This window comes from Mucilaginibacter sp. cycad4 (assembly GCF_034263275.1).
Classification (GTDB): Bacteria; Bacteroidota; Bacteroidia; order Sphingobacteriales; family Sphingobacteriaceae; genus Mucilaginibacter.
The window spans coordinates 3,892,728-3,916,380 of the sequence record NZ_CP139559.1 but is presented as its reverse complement, the minus strand read 5'-3'; the positions used below and the strand labels follow the sequence as shown (position 1 = coordinate 3,916,380).

Genomic DNA, 23,653 nt, shown 5'->3' with positions numbered 1-23,653 from the left:
TATGAAAGGCAGAAAAAGTTTATGTATTGCGATATTCATGCTTGGGGTTGCACAGGCCTTTGCCCAGTCGCAGCCCTTGAAGCTTTGGTACAAACAGCCCGCCCAAAAATGGACGGATGCCTTACCCATAGGCAACGGCCGGATAGGGGGCATGATTTACGGCGGTGTTACCGATGACCATATCCAATATAACGAACAAAGCCTATGGACAGGCGGCCCGCGCGACTATAACCGTAAAGGTGCGGTGAAATATCTGGAGCCTATCCGTAAGCTCCTTGCCGAAGGTAAACAGGCCGAAGCTGAGGCCATGGCACAGCAGCATTTCATGGGCATGAAGAGTAATGAAGCTACTTATGCGGTTGATTCGGCAAAGTGGTTTTCTATGATGAGCTCGTATCATTTACCACAGGATGAACTATTTCATGATGATGCTCTCAAAACCATTAATTTACCTACAGAACAAGGCTGGGAAACCACACCTCAATTTGAAGGTTTGGATGGTGTAGTTTGGTTCATTAAGCGTTTTAACGTTCCGGCCGGTTGGAAAGGAAAAAATATAGTGATAAGTTTAGGCAGGGTACGCGATATAGACCGGACCTGGTTAAACGGAGATTTCATAGGCACAACGTCAGGTAATGGTTACAGGAAATATATTATTCCAGCAAATAAAATTCATATAGGCGAGAACAGGCTCGCAGTACAGGTGATCAACTTTTATGACAAAGGCGGGTTAACAAGTAATGCTAAAACTTTATCGGTTTACCCTGAAGGAAGCGAAAGTGACGCGATCAGTCTTGCAGGGAAATGGAAATATTGGGTGCAGGATGATAACCCACCGGCATATCCCCGCTATAATGCCGATTACCAGCCCTTTGCCGATCTGTACCTGCAATTTCCTAAACAGGAAGTAACGGACTATAAACGCGATCTTGATATAACAAATGCCACCGCTCACGTGAGTTATAAAGCTGATGGCGTTACCTACTCCCGCGAATATTTCAGCAGTGCACCCGACCAGGTGATGGCGGTTCATTTAACTGCCGATAAGTCCGGTAAAATTACGCTGAAGGCTTTATTGAGCAGTTTGCATAAAAAATATGTCACCCGTAAAATTGATGACCGAACACTCGCGCTTTCATTAAAAGTAAAAGATGGAGTTTTGCGTGGCCTAAGCTATCTGCATGTAGAGGCTACGGGCGGCGAGGTCCTGGTCGATTCAAAAAATATATCGGTTACGGGTGCTAACGAAGCTACATTTTATCTTACTGCAGCAACTAATTTTAAAAATTATCATGATGTTTCGGGTAATCCTGAGGCTATCTGTAAGGCTCAAATTGCCGCTATAACGCAGAAAAGTTATGCCGCTATTAAAGCTGCTCATATTAAAGATTATCAAAAATATTTCAATACGTTTTCTGTTGATCTGGGTCGGAGCGAAAATGCCGATCTGCCTACAGATGAGCGGATCCTGAAATTTGGCCAGTCAGCCGATCCTTCTTTTATCAGTTTGTACGTGCAGTATGGCCGTTATTTGCTGATCTCCTCATCCCGGCCGGGCAATGGTCCGGCTAATTTGCAGGGTTTGTGGAATAACCTGTTAACACCTCCATGGGGCAGTAAGTTTACCACTAATATCAACCTCGAAATGAATTACTGGCCTGCCGAGGTACTTAATTTATCGGCCTGCAGCCAGCCGTTTTTTAGCATTGTTGATGACCTTGCCAAAACCGGTCGTGAAACCGCGGTTGAGCACTATGGTGCTCCCGGCTGGGTATTGCATCATAATACGGATCTGTGGCGTGGGGCAGCACCTGTCAACGCTTCCAATCATGGCATTTGGATGAGTGGAGCAGCCTGGATATGTCATCAGTTATGGGAACATTATTTGTACACCGGCGACAAGGATTTTCTGCAAAAACGAGCTTACCCCGAAATGAAGGGAGCGGCCGGGTTCTTTGTGCACTTTTTGGTGAAAGACCCTAAAACAGGCTACCTAATCAGCACACCATCCAACTCGCCTGAGCATGGCGGCTTGGTTGCCGGGCCAACCATGGATCATCAGATCATCCGCGATCTGTTTAAAAACTGTATTGAAGCAGCCAAAGTGCTCAATATTGATAAAAGTTTTGCCGATACGCTTAAGTTGAAATACAGTCAGATAGCGCCGAATAAAATCGGCAAATCCGGCCAGCTGCAGGAATGGCTGGAAGATAAGGACGATACTACAGATACCCACAGGCATGTTTCGCACATGTGGGGCGTTTATCCCGGAACGGATATCACTTTCAAAACTCCGGAACTGTTGAACGCCGCCGAAAAATCCATGAAATATCGTGGCGATGAAGGTACCGGCTGGAGCATTGCCTGGAAGGTAAATATCTGGGCGCGAATGCGCCAGGGTGATCATGCTTATTTGATGTTGACCAAACTGCTGTCACCTGCTGATGTTACTTCCGGCAAAGAGAAAGGGGGCGTTTACCATAATTTATTTGATGCGCACCCGCCGTTCCAGATAGATGGGAATTTTGGCGGTGCGGCCGGTTTGGCCGAAATGCTGTTGCAAAGCCAGGGTGATGATATTGAGCTGTTACCTGCTTTACCATCGGCCCTGCCGCAGGGAAGTGTAAAAGGTATTTGCGCCAGAGGCGGTTTTGTATTGGATATGGATTGGCAAAACGGCAAGCTGAAAAATGTGCAGATTATTTCAAAACTTGGAAAAACATGCCGTTTAAACTATGCCGGTAAAACAATAAACATCGAAACGCAAAAAGGTAAAAGCTACCGCTTTGATGCTGATCTGAAACAATTGTAAAAAATGGGCGAAACGCAAAAATATCGCAGCGAGATCGCAGGAAAAGAACAATGCGTTTTGGGACTATGCGATTCTCCTTTTGAGCGTTACTGTGTACGCACATCTTTAGGCGTTTTGATAATCAATAAAATAAATTGTCATTTCGACGAAACTGCAGGCGGAGTTGCGCGATATGGGTTGAGGAGAAATCCTATACGAGCAGTTTTAAGCAGGGCGAATAATGCATGTCGTATAAGATTTCTCACCCTTGCCTCCTCTATATCCCTCCACAAAGGGTTCGAAATGACATTTGGTTTTCATTTTAAAAGATGTTTACAATCAGTAGATCCGGGGAAGAGGAGAGAGGTGTGTTTCCCTTTTTTTAAGCCGATCGCCTCTCTACTGCTGTTGCTCTTTTTTTCCAATAGTTACCTTTTTGCACAGCGTAATGATATTTTATTAAGTAACAACTGGAAAAGCATTGCTAATGATAACAATCCAAAAGCTAATGCTGGTTTTGAACAAGCTGGTTTTAACGATGCTAAATGGCAAACGGTAAACATACCTCACAATTGGGATACCTATGAAGGCTATCGCCGCCTTAAACATGGCAACAGGCACGGCACAGCCTGGTATCGCAAAACATTCAGGCTTGAAAACAAACAAAGTGATAAACGGTATTTCCTGTGGTTCGAAGGCGTTGGCTCTTATGCCACGGTTTGGCTTAACAATAAACAGGTTGGCTATCATGCAGGGGGCCGCACATCTTTTACAATTGATGTAACAGATGCTATTAAAGCAGGCAAACAAAACCTGTTATGTATTAAGGCAGATCATCCTTCGTTTATTAAAGATCTGCCCTGGGTTTGCGGTGCCTGCTCGGATGATCCGGGTTTTTCGGAAGGCTCACAGCCTATGGGGATTTTCAGGCCGGTTCATTTGGTGGTTACTAACGCCGTTAGGATTGAGCCTTTTGGTGTGCACATCTGGAATGATACCACTGTTCGCGAAAAATCAGCCACACTTAATCTCGAAACAGAAATTAAAAACTACAGCAGCAAGCCATCTGCAATAACCATAACAAGCAGCCTGGTTGATGCAGGCGGCAAAATTATCGCGCAAGCAAAAATAAATAAAACCCTAAAAATCGGTGAGGTTAACGTTGTAAACCAACAATTTGCCGATGTTAAAAACGTGCATCTATGGTCGTTGGAAAAACCTTACTTATATCAGGTAACAACAGAGGTTTGGGTTGATGGAAAGCTTATTGATAAAATTCAAACACCATATGGCATCCGCTGGATCAGCTGGCCCATCGGCAGGAATAATAACGACAATCGTTTTTACCTCAACGGGAAACCTGTTTTTATCAATGGCATTGCCGAATATGAGCACCTAATGGGGAAAAGCCATGCTTTTAGCAGCCAGGAAATTAAAGCACGCGTGATGCAGGTAAAAGCTGCCGGTTTTAATGCTTTCAGGGATGCGCACCAGCCTCATAACCTCGCTTATCAACAGTATTGGGATAAGCTGGGGATTTTATGGTGGCCGCAGTATTCGGCACATATTTGGTATGATTCGCCGGAGTTCAGGGTTAACTACAAAGCTTTACTGGTTGATTGGGTAAAGGAGCGTCGCAATAGTCCCTCTGTGATATTATGGGGCTTACAGAACGAAAGTAAACTGCCTGCCGATTTTGCGCGGGAATGCAGCGATATCATTCGTAAGCTTGACCCTACATCCTCATCGCAACGCAAAATAACAACCTGTAATGGCGGCGAAGGCACTGATTGGGATGTGCCCCAAAACTGGACAGGCACTTATGGCGGTAACCCGCTTACTTACGGCGAGGACCTGAAAAAGCAAATCTTAGTAGGCGAGTATGGTGCATGGCGAAGCCTGGGCCTGCACACCGAAGGGCCTTTCAATGCAAACGGCCCGCTGAGTGAAGACCGCATGACCCAGTTGATGGAAACTAAAGTGCGACTGGCAGAGTCTGTAAAAGATCAGGTCGCCGGGCATTTTCAATGGCTCTTATACTCACATGAAAATCCGGGCCGGACACAGGGAGGCGAAGGTCAGCGGGAGCTCGACAGGGTAGGTCCTGTCAATTATAAAGGCTTGTTTACGCCCTGGGGGCAACCAACCGATGCTTTTTACATGTACAGGGCCAATTATGCGCCAAAGGGGAAGGAGCCAATGGTTTACATCGTATCGCACACCTGGCCAAACCGCTGGTTGGCTCCGGGCAAAAAGGATAGTATTATTGTTTACTCTAATTGCGACGAGGTGGAGCTTTTTAACGATTTTAACCACGAATCGTTAGGTAAAAGAAAACGGCAGGGTATCGGCACGCACTTTCAATGGGATGGCGCGGATATTAAATACAATGTTTTATATGCTGTAGGATATGTAAATGGCAAACCTGTAACGCATGACGAGATCATGTTGAGTCATCTGCCTGCAGCTCCTCATCTACCAAAGGAAAATTCTAATATCCTGAAACCGGCATCCGGCTATAACTACCTGTACAGGCTCAACTGCGGCGGCCCTGATTACACCGATAGCTTCGGCAGCAAATGGACGGCCGACAGGCACCAGGACAATAAACAACAACCCGGCTCCGTATCATGGACGGATGATTTCCCCGGCATGCCCTCATTTTTTGCCAGTCAGCAACGCACTTTTGACAGAATTGATAATACTGCCGATGGTGCCTTATTCCAGACTTTCAGATATGGCTTGGATAAATTGAAATTCAATTTCCCGGTGCCGGATGGTGATTACCGTGTCGAGCTATATTTTACCGAACCCTGGTATGGCACGGGTGGCGGGATGGATTGCTCGTGCTGGCGTTTGTTTGATGTAGCAGTAAACGGTAAAACCATGATCCGCAATCTGGATATCTGGAAAGAATCGGGATATGCACAATCGCTCAAAAAAACAATTACCGCGCATGTTACAGGCGGAACACTCTCCATAACTTTTCCAAATGCAGCGGCAGGCGAAGCGATCATATCTGCTATTGCTATCAGTACTTTAAATAAAGCTACGAAGCCACAACCAGTGGGCAAAGGAATAATTGGGCAGTTGCAGGGCAATAACAAATGGGCTATAAAAAACTGGATGGACATCGGCCAAAAACAATATACGGACGCGGGTGTAACTTTCAATGATCTGCCGCCAATATTTTATGGCGCAGATTGGATAAGCACAGCTATAGGCCCCACCCAACCCTCCCCGGAAGGGAGGGCTTTAAAAGTCTCCCCTACCGGGGGAGATTTAGAGGGGGCTTGTCTATTCACTTTAAATGCCGATGCCGATGTTTATGTTGCTATGGATGTACCCGCCTTGCAACGACCAGCTTGGGTTGCTGGCTACGAAAACACTGGCTTATTTGTAAAAACGGATGCCGAAGGTGGATATCAGCTCCCTGTTTACAGGAAGCGTTTCAAAAAGGCAGATGTAGTCACGTTAGGCGTAAACAAAGGGAAATTCATGTACACCGTGGTTGTACTGCCGGTTACTTCGCTGCAACCTGCAACGGATCTTCGTAAAACCGTAAGCTATAAAGCGGAGACGGCCGAAATAAAGGGCGACGGGTTAAAGCCCGACACCTTAAACGGGAAAAAAGTAATTAAATTTAGCAGCGGGGCAGGCGGTAGCATAGCATTTGCGTTAACACCGGGTGTTGCGGATCTGTATGCTCTGCGCATCAAATATTATAACCAAAGCAACGAAACTTTTACGGCGAAAATGCAGTTACTGGCTGCCGATGGTACGGTGATGAAGGAGGAAGAACTGAGTTTTAAACCGGTTGCCAAAAATAAGTCGGGCACGGTTGCAACCAATACGGGCACAAGTATCAACGCGGGTAATTATAAGCTGGTAATCACGGGCATTAAAGCTGATGGTTTGGCTGTTTCGGGGATTGAAATGCAATAAAATATTAACATGATAAAAAGGATCTGCCTGTTGTTTTGCTTACTGCCTTTTGGCGCTTTTGCTCAAAGCCTGAAAGTGCTTAACCTGCAATGCGAGTACAAAACAAATCCGCAGGGTATCGAATCGTTAGCGCCAAAATTGGGCTGGCAGTTGCAAAACAATGCCCATGGTGTAATGCAAACTGCTTACCGCGTTTTGGTTGCCGATGATGCGGCTAAACTGGCTAATAATAATGCTGATGTATGGGATTCGGGAAAAGTACCATCCAGCGCATCGCTACAGGTTTCTTGTAATGGCAAGCCCATGCAGGCCGCCAAAAACTATTATTGGAAAGTGATGGTTTGGGATAATCACGGCAAAGCATCGGCATGGAGCAATATCGCCAGCTGGCAAATGGGATTGCTTATAAAAGCCGACTGGCATGGTGCTGAATGGATTGCCTGCGATAAACTGCCCGATTCATCGGCGATCGTTCCCTTTTATCATGGCAAAGGTCCTAAGAAATTAGGTGCAGCCAATGATGTTTTGCCTTTAATACGCAAGGCCTTTGATGTAGATGGCAAGCTGAAGAAGGCTACACTTTATATATGCGGATTGGGCCATTTTGAATTGAGCCTGAATGGTAAAAAAGTAGGCGATCATTTCCTTGATCCCGGGTGGACAAAATATGATAAACAGGCTTTGTATGTACCTTTTGATGTGACCAGTCAACTCATCGCCGGTAAAAATACCATCGGTGTAATGCTGGGCAACGGGTTTTATTACATCCCCCGGGATAAGCGTTACCGCAAGCTTACCGGCGCTTTTGGTTATCCTAAAATGATTTGCCGTTTGGTGTTGGAGTATGATAATGGCCGGGTGGATAACGTGGTGAGCGATGGTTCATGGAAAACCGCGCCTTCGCCGGTTACTTTCAGCAGCATTTATGGGGGCGAGGATTATAATGCCAATCTTGAACATGTGGGATGGAATACCAACAACTTTGATGATTCAAAATGGCGAAGTGTGGTTAAGGTAGATGGTATTCAGCAGCTTAACGCGCAAATGGCTGAGCCTTTAAAAATTATGCAGGAGCTGAAACCACAAAGCAAAAAGCAGCTCGATAACGGCGCATGGATCTATGATTTGGGTCAAAACTTTTCAGGGATCCCGCACATTAGTGTGCAAGGCAAAAAGGGAGATACCGTACGCATTATTCCTGCCGAATTGCTGAACGAGGATGGCAGTGCTAATCAAAAAGGTTCGGGCGGGCCACATTATTATAACTACATTTTAAAAGGCAATGGTGTTGAAACCTGGCATCCGCTGTTTACCTATTACGGTTTCAGGTATTTGCAGGTGCAGGGTGCTGTGCCTCAAAATGAAACGAACAGCAAGCAACTGCCGGTTATTGTTGAGATCAAAGGGCTGCACACCCGCAATGCCGCCCAAACTGTGGGCAGTTTCGCCTGCTCAAATGAACTGTTTAACAAAACTTTTAAACTGATAGACTGGGCTATGAAAAGCAATATGGCCAGTGTGTTTACCGATTGCCCTCACCGCGAAAAACTGGGCTGGCTGGAAGAAGCGCATTTGGTTGGCAGTTCATTGCATTACAATTATGATATAGTGGGCCTGGCGCGTAAGTGTATTAATGATATGCGAATTTCTCAAACCGATGATGGACTGATCCCCGAGATCTCGCCCGAGTATGTAAAGTTTGATGAGCCATTCCGCGATTCGCCCGAATGGGGGAGCAACGCGGTGATCCTGCCATGGTATGTTTACCAATGGTATGGCGATAAAGAGGTGCTTGCGCAAAATTATGATATGATCAAACGGTACTTGGCCTATCTCGATAAAAAATCACAAAACCATTTACTTTACCAGGGCCTGGGCGATTGGTATGACCTCGGCCCCAAACCACCCGGTGTTTCGCAGTTAACGCCACAGGGTATCACAGCAACTTCGCTGTACTATTATGACCTCGATATAGCCGGAAAAGTAGCAACCCTGCTTGGCAAAAGCGACGATGCTGCATCATACAAAAAGCTCGCTGCCGAAGTTAAACAGGCATACAATCAAAAATTTTTTAATGCCGAAACCAGGCAATATGGTACGGGCAGCCAGGCAGCTAATGCCATGTCGGTTTATGCCGGTTTGGTTGAGCCGCAATATAAAACAGCCGTAGTTAACAATATTGTAAAAGATATTCGTGCCCGTGGCAATGCCCTTACAGCAGGTGATATTGGTTATCGCTATCTGTTGCGTGTGCTGGATGATGAAGGACTTTCGGACGTGATCTACGATATGAACAGTCGCGCCGATGTACCGGGTTATGGTTACCAGTTGGCCCACGGTGCAACGGCTTTAACCGAATCATGGGCGGCGCTGCCGTCGGTATCTAATAACCATTTTATGTTGGGGCACCTGATGGAGTGGTTTTACAGCGGCCTGGCAGGGATCCGCCCGGCGGATGATGCCATCGCTTTTAATAAAATCGAGATCAGGCCCGAAATCGTGGGTAATGTAACCTGGGCTAAGGCCAATTACCAATCGCCTTATGGCAATATTTCGAGCAGTTGGAAAAAAGATCAGGGACAATTTAAATTGGAGGTGAGCATCCCTGCAAATACCACGGCAAGCATTTTTCTGCCTGTAAAAAGGAATGCTGCTATTATGGTAGACGGGCAAAATATTAAAGCCCGAAGCGATATCAGGTTTATCGGTTATCGCGATGGAAAAGCAGAAATCAAGACAGGATCAGGCAACTACACATTTATCGTAAAATAAAATATTATATAAAAGCTAAAGGCATAAAGCTGAAACAGGAAAATCGCTTTTAAACAGGAGGCGCCTACGGAGCCAAAACATATGTCTTGTTTTGCTATAAACATGTTACTCCTACGGAGTTATAACCATACACTTTTTTAAACTCTGTAGGAGTAACATGTTTGTAGAAATGAAAATCAAAGAGAATTGGCTCCGTAGGTGCCTCCTGTTTACTACAGATTTTAAAAGCGATTTTCCTGAAATCTAATGGATTGGTTTTCAGTTTTATAATAGCTTAATATGTGGATTTATTAATGGACTTTATATAAACAAACCATGAAACACATTTTCAGATCATTTACATTTCTTGTTTGCTTTTTTTTAATACTAAAGGCACAGGCCCAGGAAGTACCCGAAAAGGTGATGAAGGATATTTACGAGCAGGTTAAAACGCCCCACAAATATGGCCTGGTGATAGCGCCCGAAGATAATAGTCAAAAAGCTGACTGCCCCATGGTTTTTCGGCAGGGTGACAGCTGGTATATGAGTTACATCATTTTTAATGGCAGAGGTTATGAAACCTGGCTGGCTGATAGTAAGGACCTGCTGCATTGGAAAACCCGCGGCCGCATCCTCTCTTTCTCTGACGATACTACAAAATGGGACAATAATCAAAAGGCCGGTTATGTAGGCTTGCAGGACTATAAATGGGGCGGTTCCTACAAATTGCAGCAATATAACCGTAAGTATTGGCTATCGTATTTTGGTGGACAGAGCAAAGGGTATGAGAAAGGTTTGTTATCCATAAGTGTGGCTTCAACCGATAAAGATCCGGGTACCGCACACGAGTGGCAGGGGCTGGATCATCCTGTACTGTCAAGCATTGATAAAGATGTAAGCTGGTGGGATAATCACACGCAATACAAACAAACGGTAATTTGGGATAAAAAGAAGCTTACCGGTCACCCGTTCATCATGTATTACAATGCCAATGGCGACAGCGTAAACAAAAAACGCGGTGCCGAAAGGATTGGCATGGCCGTATCTGATGATATGCTGTACTGGAAGCGTTTTGGCAAAGATCCTGTATTGAACCATGGCGACGGCATTACCGGCGATCCATACATCCAGCAAATAGGTAACGTATATGTGATGTTCTATTTCGGTGCTTTCTGGAAAACCGGCGATTCGGGTGTATTTAACCGCTTTGCCTGCTCTTATGACCTGGTACACTGGACAGATTGGACAGGGGAGAAACTCATCCAATCGTCCGAGCCTTATGATAATATGTTCGCCCATAAATCGTGCGTGGTGAAGTACAAGGGTGTGGTTTATCATTTTTATTGCGCCGTAAACAAAGCCGATCAGCGCGGTATAGCGGTGGCTGTTTCAAAAGATCTGGGTAAAAGCGATCTCAACTTTGTTGCGCCGCCTGTTAAGAAAAAAGCAAATCAAAATAAATGAGGTTCCGATATCTATATACACTGTGTTTAGTGTTTTTTGCGGTCAATGCTGTATCTGCCCAAAACGTACATAAAACAGAGAGTTTTAACACTGGCTGGAAGTTTTTTTTGGGTGACGATTCGGTTGCTAACGCAGTAAAATATAATGATAGCCATTGGCGAAAGCTTGATCTGCCGCATGATTGGAGTATCGAAGGGAAATTCGACAGTAAAAACCCTACTACGCAGGCTGAAGGTGGGCTGCCTGCCGGTATCGGTTGGTATCGCAAAAGCTTTATAATCCCAACATCAGCAAAAAGCAAGAAAATCTTTATTGATTTCGACGGCGTTTTTCATAACAGCGAAGTCTGGATCAACGGACATTATTTAGGCAAGCGGCCTAATGGCTATATCTCGTTCAGGTATGATCTTACTCGTTATCTCAAATTTGGCACACAACAAAATATCATTGCCGTTAAGGTTGATAACAGCGATCAGCCTAATTCGCGCTGGTACACCGGGTCGGGCATTTACCGCAATGTTTGGTTAACCACTACCAATAAAATCCATTTGCCGCAATGGTCGTCATTTATAACTACGCCGCAGGTTGATCATCAAAAAGCAGAGATCAATATCCGTACGTTATTACCTGCTGGTGCCTCAAAAATGAAACTTAAGGTCTCGGTTTTGGATGATAAAGGGGGAGTTGTAGGTATGAGCATATCGTCTATAACGGATACAGTAATTCAGCAAAGTATCCAAATAAAAAATCCTGAGTTATGGTCGATAGGTAGGCCTTACCTGTACAAGGTAAAGCTGCAATTGATAGCTGCCGGTAAGGTGATTGATGATTATACCACCAACACTGGCATCCGTTATTTCAACTTCGATGCAGATAAAGGCTTTAGCTTAAATGGCGAGCCGATGAAGATACTCGGCGTATGCCTGCACCATGATCAGGGCGCTTTGGGTACTGCTGTTAATACACGTGCCATTGAGCGGCAATTGCAGATCTTGAAGGATATGGGCTGCAATGCCATCCGTACATCGCACAATCCGCCCGCACCCGAACTGCTCGATCTGTGCGATAAAATGGGTTTCCTGGTGATGGATGAAGCCTTTGATATGTGGAAGAAGAAAAAGAGCAAACACGATTACCATGAGGATTGGGGCGAGTGGCATGTGAAAGACCTGAAAGACCAAATTTTGCGCGACCGCAACCACCCATCCATTTTTGCCTGGAGCATTGGCAACGAGATCAGGGAACAATTTGACAGCACGGGCGTAAGCATCGGTCGCGAGCTGGTGAAAATAGTAAAGCAACTGGATAATACGCGACCAGTTACATCAGCCCTGAGCGATGCCGACCCTAAAAAGAATTTCATTTACCAATCGGGTGCGCTTGATTTGGTGGGTTTAAATTATCACCAGGAAGTATATGCTGATTTTCAGAAAAACTACCCCGGCCAAAAATTTATCGGCACCGAAAACATGTCGGCCCTGGCGACTCGGGGGCATTATGATATGCCCTCGGATAGTATCAGGCGCTGGCCTAAGGATGGCAAAACGCCCTTGAAAGACGGTAATGCTGATTTTACAGTATCAGCCTATGATAATGTATCAGCCTATTGGGGCTCTACACATGAGGAAACCTGGAAAATTATCAAAAAGCATGATTTCCTTTCGGGCCTGTTTGTGTGGACAGGCTTTGATTACATCGGCGAACCAACCCCATACCTGTGGCCTGCGCGCAGCTCGTATTTTGGCATTGTTGATCTGGCCGGTTTCCCTAAAGATGTTTATTACATGTACCAAAGCGAGTGGACTAACAAACCCGTTTTGCACCTCTTACCGCACTGGAACTGGAAACCCGGACAACTGATTGATGTTTGGGCTTATTATAACAATGCCGATGAGGTGGAAGCCTTTTTAAACGGCAAATCGATAGGCATAAGAAAGAAAACAGGCGACGACCTGCACGTGGTGTGGCGCGTTAATTACGAGCCGGGAGTATTAAAGGCCGTATCGCGCCGTAATGGCAAAGTGGTTATGACTACCCGGGTTGTTACAGCGGGAGAGCCTTATAAAATACAGTTAAAGGCAGATCGGGATAAAATTAAAGCCGATGGTAAAGACCTGTCATACATTACCGTATCTGTTTTAGATAAAAATGATGTCCCGGTGCCAAATGCCAATCAATTGGTGAAATTTAAAGTAAGCGGACAAGGGATACTGAAGGGCGTGGATAACGGTTCACAAACGGATCTGGATCCGTTTGTATCCGATCAGCGTCATTTGTTTAATGGTTTGGGGTTGGCTATTATTCAATCTAAAGCTGTTGGGGGCGAGATTACGATAACTGCCATGGCAGATGGTTTACAATCAGCCCGGTTAATTATTGAAGGTAAGCGTTGAGCGTGAAACCATGGCGCATATCGACTCACCCCGACATCGCTGCGCTCGTCACCCCTCTCTACCCAAGCGTAAAGAGGGGATTTTAATTTATTTTTCTTTCTTACCCTCTTTATCCGAAGGATAGAGAGGGCGGTCCAACGTAGCGTAGACCGGGTGAGTCAACTATACGGCTTGTCATTTTCTAGCCGCCGCTCGGCTGGAGCCGAGCGGCGGCGTTCTAACATCAATCGACTCCTGCGAGAGGCGGCGTTTTTATTCCGTTGATGCTAATATCCTACAATAGCAAGCGAAAATATTACAGTAAAGGCCAGCAGCAGTACGTTACATTTGTTATACAATTTTAAACCATAATACTAATTTTTACCGTACCACCCGATTAACGCATGAAAGTGTTGCCCGTGTTAGATTTTACCATTATAGGTATTTACCTTATAGCCATGGTGCTGGTTGGTTTTTATTTTTCGCGTAAAAATAAAAATGCCGAGCAGTTTACCGTTGCATCTGGTTTAATACCGGGCTGGGCCATCGGTTTATCCATTTATGCCACTTTTTTAAGCAGTAATACATTTTTGGGTGTGCCCGGCAAAGCTTATGGCGGCAACTGGAATGCTTTTGTATTTAGCTTCTCCATGCCATTTGCCGCCTGGGTAGCGGTTAAGTATTTTATACCATTTTACCGTAATACCGGCAACATATCGGCTTATACACACTTTGAAAAACGCTTTGGCCCCTGGGCAAGGGTTTATGCGGTTATCTGCTTTTTGCTTACGCAGATTGCCCGCATGGGTTCTGTGTTTTTTGGCATAGCACTGAGCCTTCAGGCACTTACCGGTCTCTCTATGAAGGTGATCATGATCATTATGGGGATTTCCATTATCTTGTATACGGTATCCGGCGGGATCAAAGCCGTGATCTGGACAGAGGTGGTGCAGGCCATCATCAAAACTTTAGGAGCCCTGCTCATCATTTACCTGGTGGTAAATAACATCCCCGGCGGCTTTGATAAGATCGTAGAAATTGGTAAAGCCGATCACAAATTCAGCCTGGGCAGTTTTTCATTGAACCTTACCGAACCAACATTTTGGGTGATCCTGTTTTACGGGTTCTTTATCAACCTCAACAATTTTGGGATGGATCAAAATTATATTCAGCGTTATCACGCAGCTACATCTACCAAACAAGCTGCCAAATCGGTATGGCTTTGCGTTGGTATTTATGTACCGGCTTCTTTCCTGTTTTTTGTAATTGGTTCATGCTTATACGCATACTACAGCCAGCACCCCGATTTGATCTTAAGCCTTAAACACCAGGTAGCTATTGAGCGCCTGCCTGCAACGGCCTCGGCCACCCAGGTTACAGCGTTTATGGGTAAACTTACACCTGCCGATTACGGCGACAAAATCATGCCGCATTTTATGGTTACCAAAATCCCTGCAGGCCTGGTTGGCATTATTGTGGCAGCAATTTTATCGGCAGCCATGAGCACTATCAGCTCTGGGATGAACTCCTCAGCTACCGTTTTTACCATCGATATTTACAAACGCTACTTTAAGCCGCAACTCAATGATAAAAATACGTTAAATGCTTTGCACATCGGCACCGTGCTCTTTGGGTTTGCAGGTATGGCAGCCGGGATAGCCATGATAGGGGTAAAAAGTATCCTTGATCTGTGGTGGCAGCTTTCGGGAATTTTTGCAGCGGGTATGCTTGGTTTGTTTTTGCTGGGGATTATCAGCAGGCAAACCCGTAATCATGAGGCTATCATCGCCAGTATTATCGGTGTTTTGGTAATCCTTTGGCTTACCTTTCCATCACTCATTCCTGAACAATACGCTGCCCTTCGCAGTACGCTGAACACCAACATGATCATTGTGGCAGGCACATTAGCTATTTTTTTAACAGGAATATTTTTAACCAAAACAAGGCAGTTAACAGTTTAATTTAATCATCAAATGGAACAATCAAAAAAGGGTTTTATCCCGGTAATGTTGACGCCTTTTAAAGATAACGGTGCGGTTGATTATGCAGCGCTAACCCGCTTAACCGAAATGTATTTGCATGCGGGAGCTGCCGGTGTATTTGCCAATTGCCTTTCGAGCGAAATGTTTGAACTAAGTGGCGAAGAGCGTTTGGCCATTATCAAACACGTTGTTGAAACTGTTGATAGCGCTGTTCCTGTTGTTGCTACCGGTACCTTTGGCGGGCCGATTGAAAAGCAAGCTGATTTTATAAAAAGTGTGTATGATACCGGCACTTCGGCGGTAATTGCCATTACCAGTTTGCTGGCTGATGCTGATGAGCCGGATACTATGTTAAATGACCGTGTATTTGACCTGTTCAATCATACTGAAAATATCCCTTTGGGCTTTTACGAATGCCCCGTACCATACAAAAGGCTATTGTCGCCACTGCAACTGCATCATTTTGCGGCAACCGGCAGGGTAATATATCATAAAGATACCTGCCTTAACCTGGATGTGGTAAAACAAAAACTGGAAGTAAGCAAGATCAATCCTTCGTTTGGTTTATATGATGCTTACATGGTTCACGCGGTTGAATCACTAAAAGCAGGCTCGGCGGGATTGTCATGTATTCAGGGAAATTTTTTTCCGGAGCTTATTGTTTGGTTATGTGATCATTATGCCGATGCATCGCGCCAGCATGAGGTTGCAATGGTACAGGAATTTTTAACCGAAAACATGGATGTCATGCACAATGTTTACCCGGTTATTGCAAAATATTATCTTACCAAACGCGGCCTGGAAATATCAACCACTACCCGCCGCGACGTTGGCTATTTTTCGCCGGCCATCCGCAATAAAATAGAAGATCTGTACAGCAATTATACGATACTGCAAAGCGAAATAGGTATCGGGAATTATTAGTGTTAAGTTGAAAGTAAAGGCTGTAAAAGAGATATTCATTGCCGTTGGTTTTAACCAACGGAAAAAAAACTGAAAAGTCTTGGCTTTAGCCCAATTCAACAAGCGGATTTTGGCTGAAGCCCCCTCACTGCTAATTAATTATTCCGTTGGTTAAAACCAACGGCAATGAAGGTTGTCCACCTAAAAATGGCGATCCCCAATTTTAAGCATTTTTTTACTTAAGACTTTCGACTAACAACTTAAGACTTAAACAAATCAAGCAGAAATTGCCTGCTTTTGCCCTTTGATATACCGGCGTTTATACTCAAGCGGGGTCATGCCGGTAACCCTTTTAAAGTGGCGGTAAAAATTTGAAATGTTATTATAGCCGCATTCAAAGCACAAAACCTCGGTGGGTAGCTTATCCTCAATCAAAAACCGGCAGGCATGACTGATCCTGATCTCGGTTAAAAAATCAAAATAAGTTTTCTTGGTCATGAGCTTAAAATAGCGGCAAAACGAGGTAACGCTCAAGTTGCCGATAGCTGCTATTTTTTCCAGGCTGATCTCTTGTTTGTAGTTGGCCAGCGTATAGGAACATACTTTATTAAGGCGGATGGTATCCGATTCGTTGGATTGGTGAAAGTCGCTGTGTGATAAAGTTATCGGTTCAAAATCTTCATTCTCGGCTAACACTTTCAGTATCGATAGCAGGATAATGATCCTGTCGAGGTTGGTTGCATCAACTGCCTGCCGCATCAGTTTGGCCAGTTCGGTTTTTGCTTCACCCTTAATTACCATACCGCTTTTGGCTTTTTCAAAAAGCTTGGGCAGTATGTAGGCTTCGGGTAAATTTAACAAATAACGGCCAAGGCAGTCGGGCAAAAAATGTATCACGATCACCTCAACATTCAATCCCGAATCGGGCAAAAAATATTCATCCTTGCAACGCCAGCAGTGCGGGAGGGCCTCACCAAGCAATGTAATTTCGCCCGGCGAAAAATTGCTGATATTATCACCAATAAACCTAACCCCTTCGCCCTTTATTACGTAGTGTAATTCAAGCTCGGGATGGTAATGCCAGATGCCCCGGAAGGTGGGCAAAATATCGTGCCTGATACTGAATGAATTTTGCGGTTTTACCGCAACCTTGAGAAAATGGGGCTTCATTTTGTAAAAATCAATAAAGGTTAGCAGGTCGGCGGACAATTGGATGCGTGCCTCGTCGGTTTATATTTTTAAAAGTAGCAATTTTTAATTAAACCCAATTTACAGCAATGTAATTTTCTTTTGACAAAAAATTAACTGAACAGGAAAAATAGCTTATGATAAGATTGTATAATAAATAGATAAATACAAATAGGAAACGCAAACGCTAACCATTGATATTTGTTAAAGCAACTTGTAAATCAGGCTGCGGGATACCAGGAAATATAAACCAATAAAATTAATTATACTTTTTAGCAGGCTTTTAGAACTGACAAGATTTTAACAGTTAATTGATTGTGATATGAACAATTAATTGCATAAAAAAACGGCAGGATCCTATATGCTTTTTTAAGAGCTTTTATAAAAACTGTAAAGAATTTAACCAATTGAAACAACCCATGAAGCACTTTAAATACATAGCGATATTGTTATTATCAGTTGCAGGCAGCGCGGCTTTGGCGCAAGCACCTGTGGATAACAACTATATAAAAGTTATAACCGAACGCTCTAACAAAATTGTTACAGGCGCGGGCATTACCGATTCGGTAAAATTTAAGAAGGTACGTGATATAATAGTTGCCCAGTACAGCGATTTGAATACCATTTATGATGCTCGTAAAGCAAAAGTAAATGATATTAAAACTCAGATGCCTGATAATAAGGCAGGTGCCAATGCCCAAATCGCCCTTGTAGATAGTAATGTGGTTAAGCAGGTTAAGGTTTTACATACCTCATATATCAATAAGCTGAATAAAGAATTAAGTACTGACCAGGTTGATAAGATAAAAGACGGCATGACCTACCGCATCTACCCCATCACCTACACCGCTTACCAGGATGAAATACCTACCCTTACCGGCGAACAAAAAGACAAAATTAAAGGATGGCTGCTGGAAGCCCGGGAGAATGCCATAGATGCCGAATCGGCAGAGAAAAAACATGCCTGGTTTGGCAAGTTTAAGGGCCGCATTAATAATTACCTGTCTGCACAGGGCTACGATATGAAAAAGGAGGGTGAAGAGTGGCAAAAACGGATCAAAGAGCGGCAGGCCGCTAAGCAGTAATCTGAACTACCTAATATTCCCGGTGAGGATGTGAGAAGTTTAGCCGGGAAACCAATTTATAACCAATTAATTAACCTGATTATGAAAATTAAATTATCACGTTTATGAGAAAATTTTTCCTCTTGTTTTCAGTGCTGCTTTTAATCGGCAGCGCACTTAAAGCCCAGGACCGAACCATTACCGGTACGGTGACGGATGAAAAGGGCCAAACCCTGCCAGGCGTTACCATACAGGTAAAAGGAAGCACGGCCGGTGCCATAACCAATGCCGACGGTAAGTATGCTATTAAGGGAACCAACCTTCAAACAGTTGTGATCGGGGCTAAGTTCATAGGTTACAATTACCAGGAGAAATCATTAAAGGTCGGCGAGATGAATGCCGACTTTAAACTGCTCCCTACCCAAAACAACCTGGATGAAGTTGTGGTAGTTGGTTACGGTGTTCAGAAAAAGATTCATCTTACCGGCGCTATTGCTGCAGTTGATATGAAAAATATCCAGGAAATACCAACCACTAACCTTGCGGCAGCGTTGAGAGGCCAGTTGCCAAATGTGAGTGTTGTGGGTGGCACGGCACGGCCGGGTGAAAACGCGACTATCCAGATCCGTAACCCGGTGTTTTTTGCCAAGGATGGTCAAACAAATCCTTTATATATCATCGATGATATTCAAAGAACAATAACTGATTTTAACCTGTTGGATCAAAGTGAGGTAGAAAGCATTACGGTTCTGAAAGATGCGGCTGCGGCTATCTACGGTATTTTAGGTGCAAACGGGGTTATCATTGTTAAAACAAAACGTGGCCAGGCCGGCGCTCCAAAAGTTACCTACAGTGGTTCATACGGTATCTCCGACGCGGTTGAACTGCCTAAAATGATGACAGGTTTACAACAGGCCACTTATCTTAACGATTACGAGCAAACTAAAAATAATTATACCTTATCACCAACAGGCGTAATAGGCACCGGCACTGTAAAGGACGCTGCTTATTACAGCCCTGATGAACTTGATTATTTTTCTAAAAACAGTTCTGATCACTTAAAAGAAGCCTGGAAATCGTCTTACATCACCCGTCACGCCTTATCGGTGAGCGGCGGTAATGACAAGGCTACCTATTTTGCAGGCGGTACCTATACCCAGCAAAATTCAAACTTTAAAGGAGCAAGCACAAACAAATTAACGTTCAGGGCAAGCACCGATGCACGTGTTGCTAACGGCTTAAAAGTAGGCTTATCGGTTAGTGGTGCTACCTATTACAGCAAAAGATACTACTTTAAACAAGGCTCAGAAAGTTTGGATAACGATTTTAAATCTTTATTATCTATTCCACAATTTCAGCCCATGTACTACAATGGTTTACCTGTATTGCAATCTTCAAATACAGGATCATATGAAGGAGCCAACTTTTTCGAAGTACAAAAGCTGAACAATTACACGCAGCAAAATACTACCACATTAAACATACTTGCAAACGCTGAGTATACCGTTCCTTTTATTAAAGGCTTAAAGGCGGTGGTAAGTTATAACCGCAACGTCAATAACGATTTCAGCAAGCAGTACGGTACCAAATACAACCTGTATTCATTTACCAATCTTGGCGAAAATAAGCACATTGTTGGTGGAGATGTTCAAAGCGTTATCTCAGCAAAAAATGGCGATATCGTAAGGTTTACACCGGGTTATACCAATGTTTACCAGGTGAACGGATCATTAAACTATGCCAATAAATTTGGTAAGCATGATATATCGGCCATTGTACTGTTTGAGCAAAAACATGATTCGGCCGAAAGTTTAGCCGCCTCGCGCGAAAACACGCTGATAGGTGGTTTAGACAATATGCAGTTCGCAACAGGGGGGCAGGCAACCGATCAGGCCAACGGAAAGGTTAATAAATTTGGCCGTTTAGCTTATGCTGGCCGTATCAATTATGCCTATGCCGACAAATACCTGGTTGAGTTTTCCTTACGTGCCGATGCCAACAACAACTTTGCGCCGGGCCATCAATGGGGATATTTCCCTTCAGGATCTTTGGGTTGGGTAATGTCTGAAGAAGGTTTCTTTAAAAATAACGTGAAGTTTGTTAATTTTCTGAAAGTTCGCGGTTCGGTTGGTTTATTGGGTAATGATAGCTCAAAACCTTATCTGTACCAGGAAAACTACAAGCTGGAAACAGGCAAAGGCGCAGTATTTGGCGGTAATAATGACAGGGGCAATACCTATGCGCCAAACATTGTAATTGCCAATGCCAACACCACCTGGGACAGCAATCTGAGTACTAACTTTGGTATCGATGCCCAGTTTCTGGATAGCCGCCTTTCATTAACTGCCGATGGGTATTTTTCGCACCGTTATAATATGTTATCTGCTTTAACATCATCAGTTTCTGTATTGATAGGTGCTGCACCGCCGACCGAAAATTTTGCATCTGTTAACACATTTGGTTATGAGATCTCCTTAGGCTGGAGAGATCATATCGGTAAAGATTTCACTTACAGCTTTAGCCCGTTCTTGTCATGGTTTGATGATAAATACCTTAAAGTCGATCAACCCCTGGGCAATGTCGGTACTTACCTTGATGCAAACGGTCAGCCCAGCGACCGCGGTGTATTCGGTTACCATTACCTTGGCATGATCCGCACACAAGAGCAGGCCGATGCAGTTAAAGCATCAATGGCCGCTGCCGCGGGTGTTCAGCCGGACGCTGTAAGGATTAACGGTTTGGTTCCGGCCCCGGGTATGTTGTACTACCAGGATGTTCGCGGGCCTAAGGTTAACGGCCAGTATACCGGCCCGGATGGTAAAATTGGTGAGGAAGACCAGGATTACCTGACCAATAAATCAAGCAATCACTATAGCTTAGGTTTAAATTTTGGCGGTGGTTACAAGGGTTTAAACCTTACGGTAACCATGGGCATGTCATTTGGCGGGCAGGCTTTGGTTGAAGGTGACGCAAGGGCGCTTTCAAAGGTAACAGACAACAGGCCTGCATTCTGGGCCGACCACTGGACACCAACTAATACAAACGCTGCCTATCCCGCACCATATTATTCCGATTCATATACATTGTCATCATCATTCTGGTACAGGAGTTCTTTTACATTCAGGGTAAGCAACGCTAACTTGTCATATACCTTCCCTGCTTCTGTTACCAAAAAAATGGGGATAGGAAGTATGAAAGCATTCGTTGTAGCAACAAACCCTTTCAACTTCTACAATCCGTTTGATTACAGAGATAATGCCACTTCCTATAATGTTTATCCTACACTCAAAACTGTGTCCTTTGGTTTAAATGTTGGTTTTTAATAATTGAAGCAAAATGAAGATCTATAAAATATTAATACCGGCGTTATGTTTAGCAACGGTATTCACCAGTTGTAAAAAAGTACTTAATAACGTTGATCAGGGCAATGCGGTAGCCGGCCAGATATTTAACGACTCAACCCTGGCGGTGCTTAACCTCAATTATATTTATAATTCAAATATGCCCGACTGGGGAGGCGTTACCGGTGGTGCGATAAGCAGTCCTAACAGCTTATCTGAAGAATCATATTCGGATACCAAATTTTTCAGGGGCACACTTACCGTTGATGACGTAGGCGATATAGCAACATCTGTTAATATTACCAATAACTACGGTAAGATCCGTTTTATCAACACCTTTATCCGTGATGTAAATGCCGGTACATTACCCATTGGTACAAAACGCAGATTGGTAGCACAGGCTTTATTTTTACGCGCTTTCCGTTATTTTGACCTGGTAAGGTTATATGGCGGTGTGCCCCTGGTGCTAACTCCATTGCAGGCTGTTGGCCAGGAGGCTAAAGACGCCGCCCTGTTGCCCCGTAATAAAACATCTGAATGTATAAAACAGATCTCGGCCGATTTGGATAGCGGTATTATGTACCTGCCAAAAAAATGGGCAGCCAGTGCAGATTGGGGGCGTATCACAGCCGGTGGCGCAGCTGCCTTTAAAGGCAGGGTGTTGCTAACCTACGCCAGTCCGCAGTTTGTAACTGCCGATGCAAGCGACCCGAATAATCCGGCCTCCATACCTGAGCGTTGGGAAGCTGCGTACAATGCCAATGCCCAGGCTATTAGCTTATTGCAGGCAGGCGGCTTTGGTTTAAATGCGTCATATGATAACATGTGGTTTACCGAGGTGAACAATCCCGAAGCGGTTATTGTAACAGGGTATAATAATTTTAATACTGATACAAAAAAGAACAATGGGTTTGACAATGCTACAAGGCCGTCATATTTAGGTACGGGCGGCGGAAGTAACCAGCCTACCTGGGAGTTTGTAAAAGCTTATCCGATGAAAGACGGTAAACTTCCTGCCGATTCAAAATACAGTTACACTGATCAAACCTATTATCAAAACCGCGACCCGCGCTTTGATAAAACTATTGGGTATAACGGTTGTACCTGGTATATTATCGGCAATCAGAATTATAGGTTATGGACTTATTATTATAATGCCAACCTGAGCAATACAAATTCATTTACCACAGTTGAACCTAAGGCTTCAAATACCGGCTTTTATTGCCGTAAAGCAATTGATCCAAACGTGTTGCAAAGCAACGTACAATATTCAGGTACCGATTGGATGGAAATGCGTTATTCGGAAGTGATATTAAATCAGGCCGAGTGTGCTGCCGCTACTAATCGTACTTCAGAAGCCTATGACTTCCTGGTACAGATCCGCAAACGTGCCGGCATCGAAGCAGGCTCAGACAACCTTTATGGATTAAAAGCAGGCATGAGCGGGGCAGAACTGATCAAAGCCATTTTGTTTGAGCGCGAAATTGAGTTTGCGTATGAAGGCAAACGTTTCTGGGACCTGCGCCGCCGCAAGTTATTTGCAACTACGCTTAACGGCACTATCAGAACAGGCGTACAGTGGAACATCAATTCGGCTGCAGCTCCGGAAAGCCTTACTAAATCGCCTTTTGTGGGCAGGGATGGTGTAACAGCTGATCAGGCTTATCAGTATCTTACCTTCAACAGCAAAAAACTGGATAATGGTTATACCATTAACTGGCAAAATCAATACTATTTCTTCGGCATTCCAACATCGTCAATAACCAATAACCCTAAATTACAGCAAAATGTAGGTTGGGGTGGCACGTTTGACCCATTACAATAATTGGATTACGAGCGCCGGACCATTTAA

11 protein-coding genes are annotated in these 23,653 nt (G+C 44.3%); 10 read left to right on the top strand and 1 reads right to left on the bottom strand.

What is annotated here, in order from left to right; translation table 11 throughout:
* Position 1 precedes the first annotated feature (1 nt).
* From SNE26_RS15675 to SNE26_RS15645, 7 genes are all read left to right on the top strand, one after another.
* On the top strand, positions 2-2,812 hold the full coding sequence (locus tag SNE26_RS15675; protein WP_321554881.1) for a glycoside hydrolase N-terminal domain-containing protein: 2,811 nt from the start codon (positions 2-4) through the stop codon (positions 2,810-2,812).
* Between the two features lie 387 nt (positions 2,813-3,199).
* The gene (locus SNE26_RS15670; protein ID WP_321554880.1) at positions 3,200-6,736 is read left to right on the top strand and encodes a malectin domain-containing carbohydrate-binding protein; all 3,537 of its coding nucleotides are present in this window, start codon (positions 3,200-3,202) and stop codon (positions 6,734-6,736) included.
* 9 nt (positions 6,737-6,745) lie between these two features.
* On the top strand, positions 6,746-9,508 hold the full coding sequence (locus SNE26_RS15665) for a family 78 glycoside hydrolase catalytic domain (protein ID WP_321554879.1): 2,763 nt from the start codon (positions 6,746-6,748) through the stop codon (positions 9,506-9,508).
* Between the two features lie 315 nt (positions 9,509-9,823).
* The gene (locus SNE26_RS15660) at positions 9,824-10,951 is read left to right on the top strand and encodes a glycosylase (protein ID WP_321554878.1); all 1,128 of its coding nucleotides are present in this window, start codon (positions 9,824-9,826) and stop codon (positions 10,949-10,951) included.
* On the top strand, positions 10,948-13,344 hold the full coding sequence (gene galB / locus SNE26_RS15655) for a beta-galactosidase GalB (RefSeq protein ID WP_321554877.1): 2,397 nt from the start codon (positions 10,948-10,950) through the stop codon (positions 13,342-13,344). Before SNE26_RS15660 ends, galB begins: the two co-directional genes overlap by 4 nt.
* Positions 13,345-13,727: 383 nt before the next feature.
* Positions 13,728-15,284: a sodium:solute symporter gene (locus tag SNE26_RS15650; protein WP_321554876.1), complete on the top strand. Its 1,557-nt coding sequence runs from the start codon at positions 13,728-13,730 to the stop codon at positions 15,282-15,284.
* A 12-nt stretch (positions 15,285-15,296) separates the two neighbouring features.
* On the top strand, positions 15,297-16,229 hold the full coding sequence (locus tag SNE26_RS15645; RefSeq protein WP_321554875.1) for a dihydrodipicolinate synthase family protein: 933 nt from the start codon (positions 15,297-15,299) through the stop codon (positions 16,227-16,229).
* Between the two features lie 255 nt (positions 16,230-16,484).
* Here SNE26_RS15645 and SNE26_RS15640 read toward each other — a convergent pair whose 3' ends face one another.
* Positions 16,485-17,378 carry an AraC family transcriptional regulator gene (locus SNE26_RS15640; RefSeq protein WP_321554874.1) on the bottom strand — a complete coding sequence of 298 codons (894 nt, stop codon included), beginning with the start codon at positions 17,376-17,378 and terminating at the stop codon, positions 16,485-16,487.
* Between the two features lie 437 nt (positions 17,379-17,815).
* On the opposite strand from SNE26_RS15640, the gene SNE26_RS15635 reads away from it, so the two are divergent.
* The 3 genes from SNE26_RS15635 (at position 17,816) to SNE26_RS15625 (ending at position 23,626) form a co-directional block, all read left to right on the top strand.
* Positions 17,816-18,481 carry a DUF3826 domain-containing protein gene (locus tag SNE26_RS15635; RefSeq protein ID WP_321554873.1) on the top strand — a complete coding sequence of 222 codons (666 nt, stop codon included), beginning with the start codon at positions 17,816-17,818 and terminating at the stop codon, positions 18,479-18,481.
* Between the two features lie 104 nt (positions 18,482-18,585).
* The gene (locus SNE26_RS15630; RefSeq protein ID WP_321554872.1) at positions 18,586-21,783 is read left to right on the top strand and encodes a SusC/RagA family TonB-linked outer membrane protein; all 3,198 of its coding nucleotides are present in this window, start codon (positions 18,586-18,588) and stop codon (positions 21,781-21,783) included.
* Between the two features lie 13 nt (positions 21,784-21,796).
* Entirely contained in the window at positions 21,797-23,626 is a 1,830-nt protein-coding gene (locus SNE26_RS15625) for a RagB/SusD family nutrient uptake outer membrane protein (protein WP_321554871.1), read from the top strand.
* Positions 23,627-23,653 lie beyond the last annotated feature (27 nt).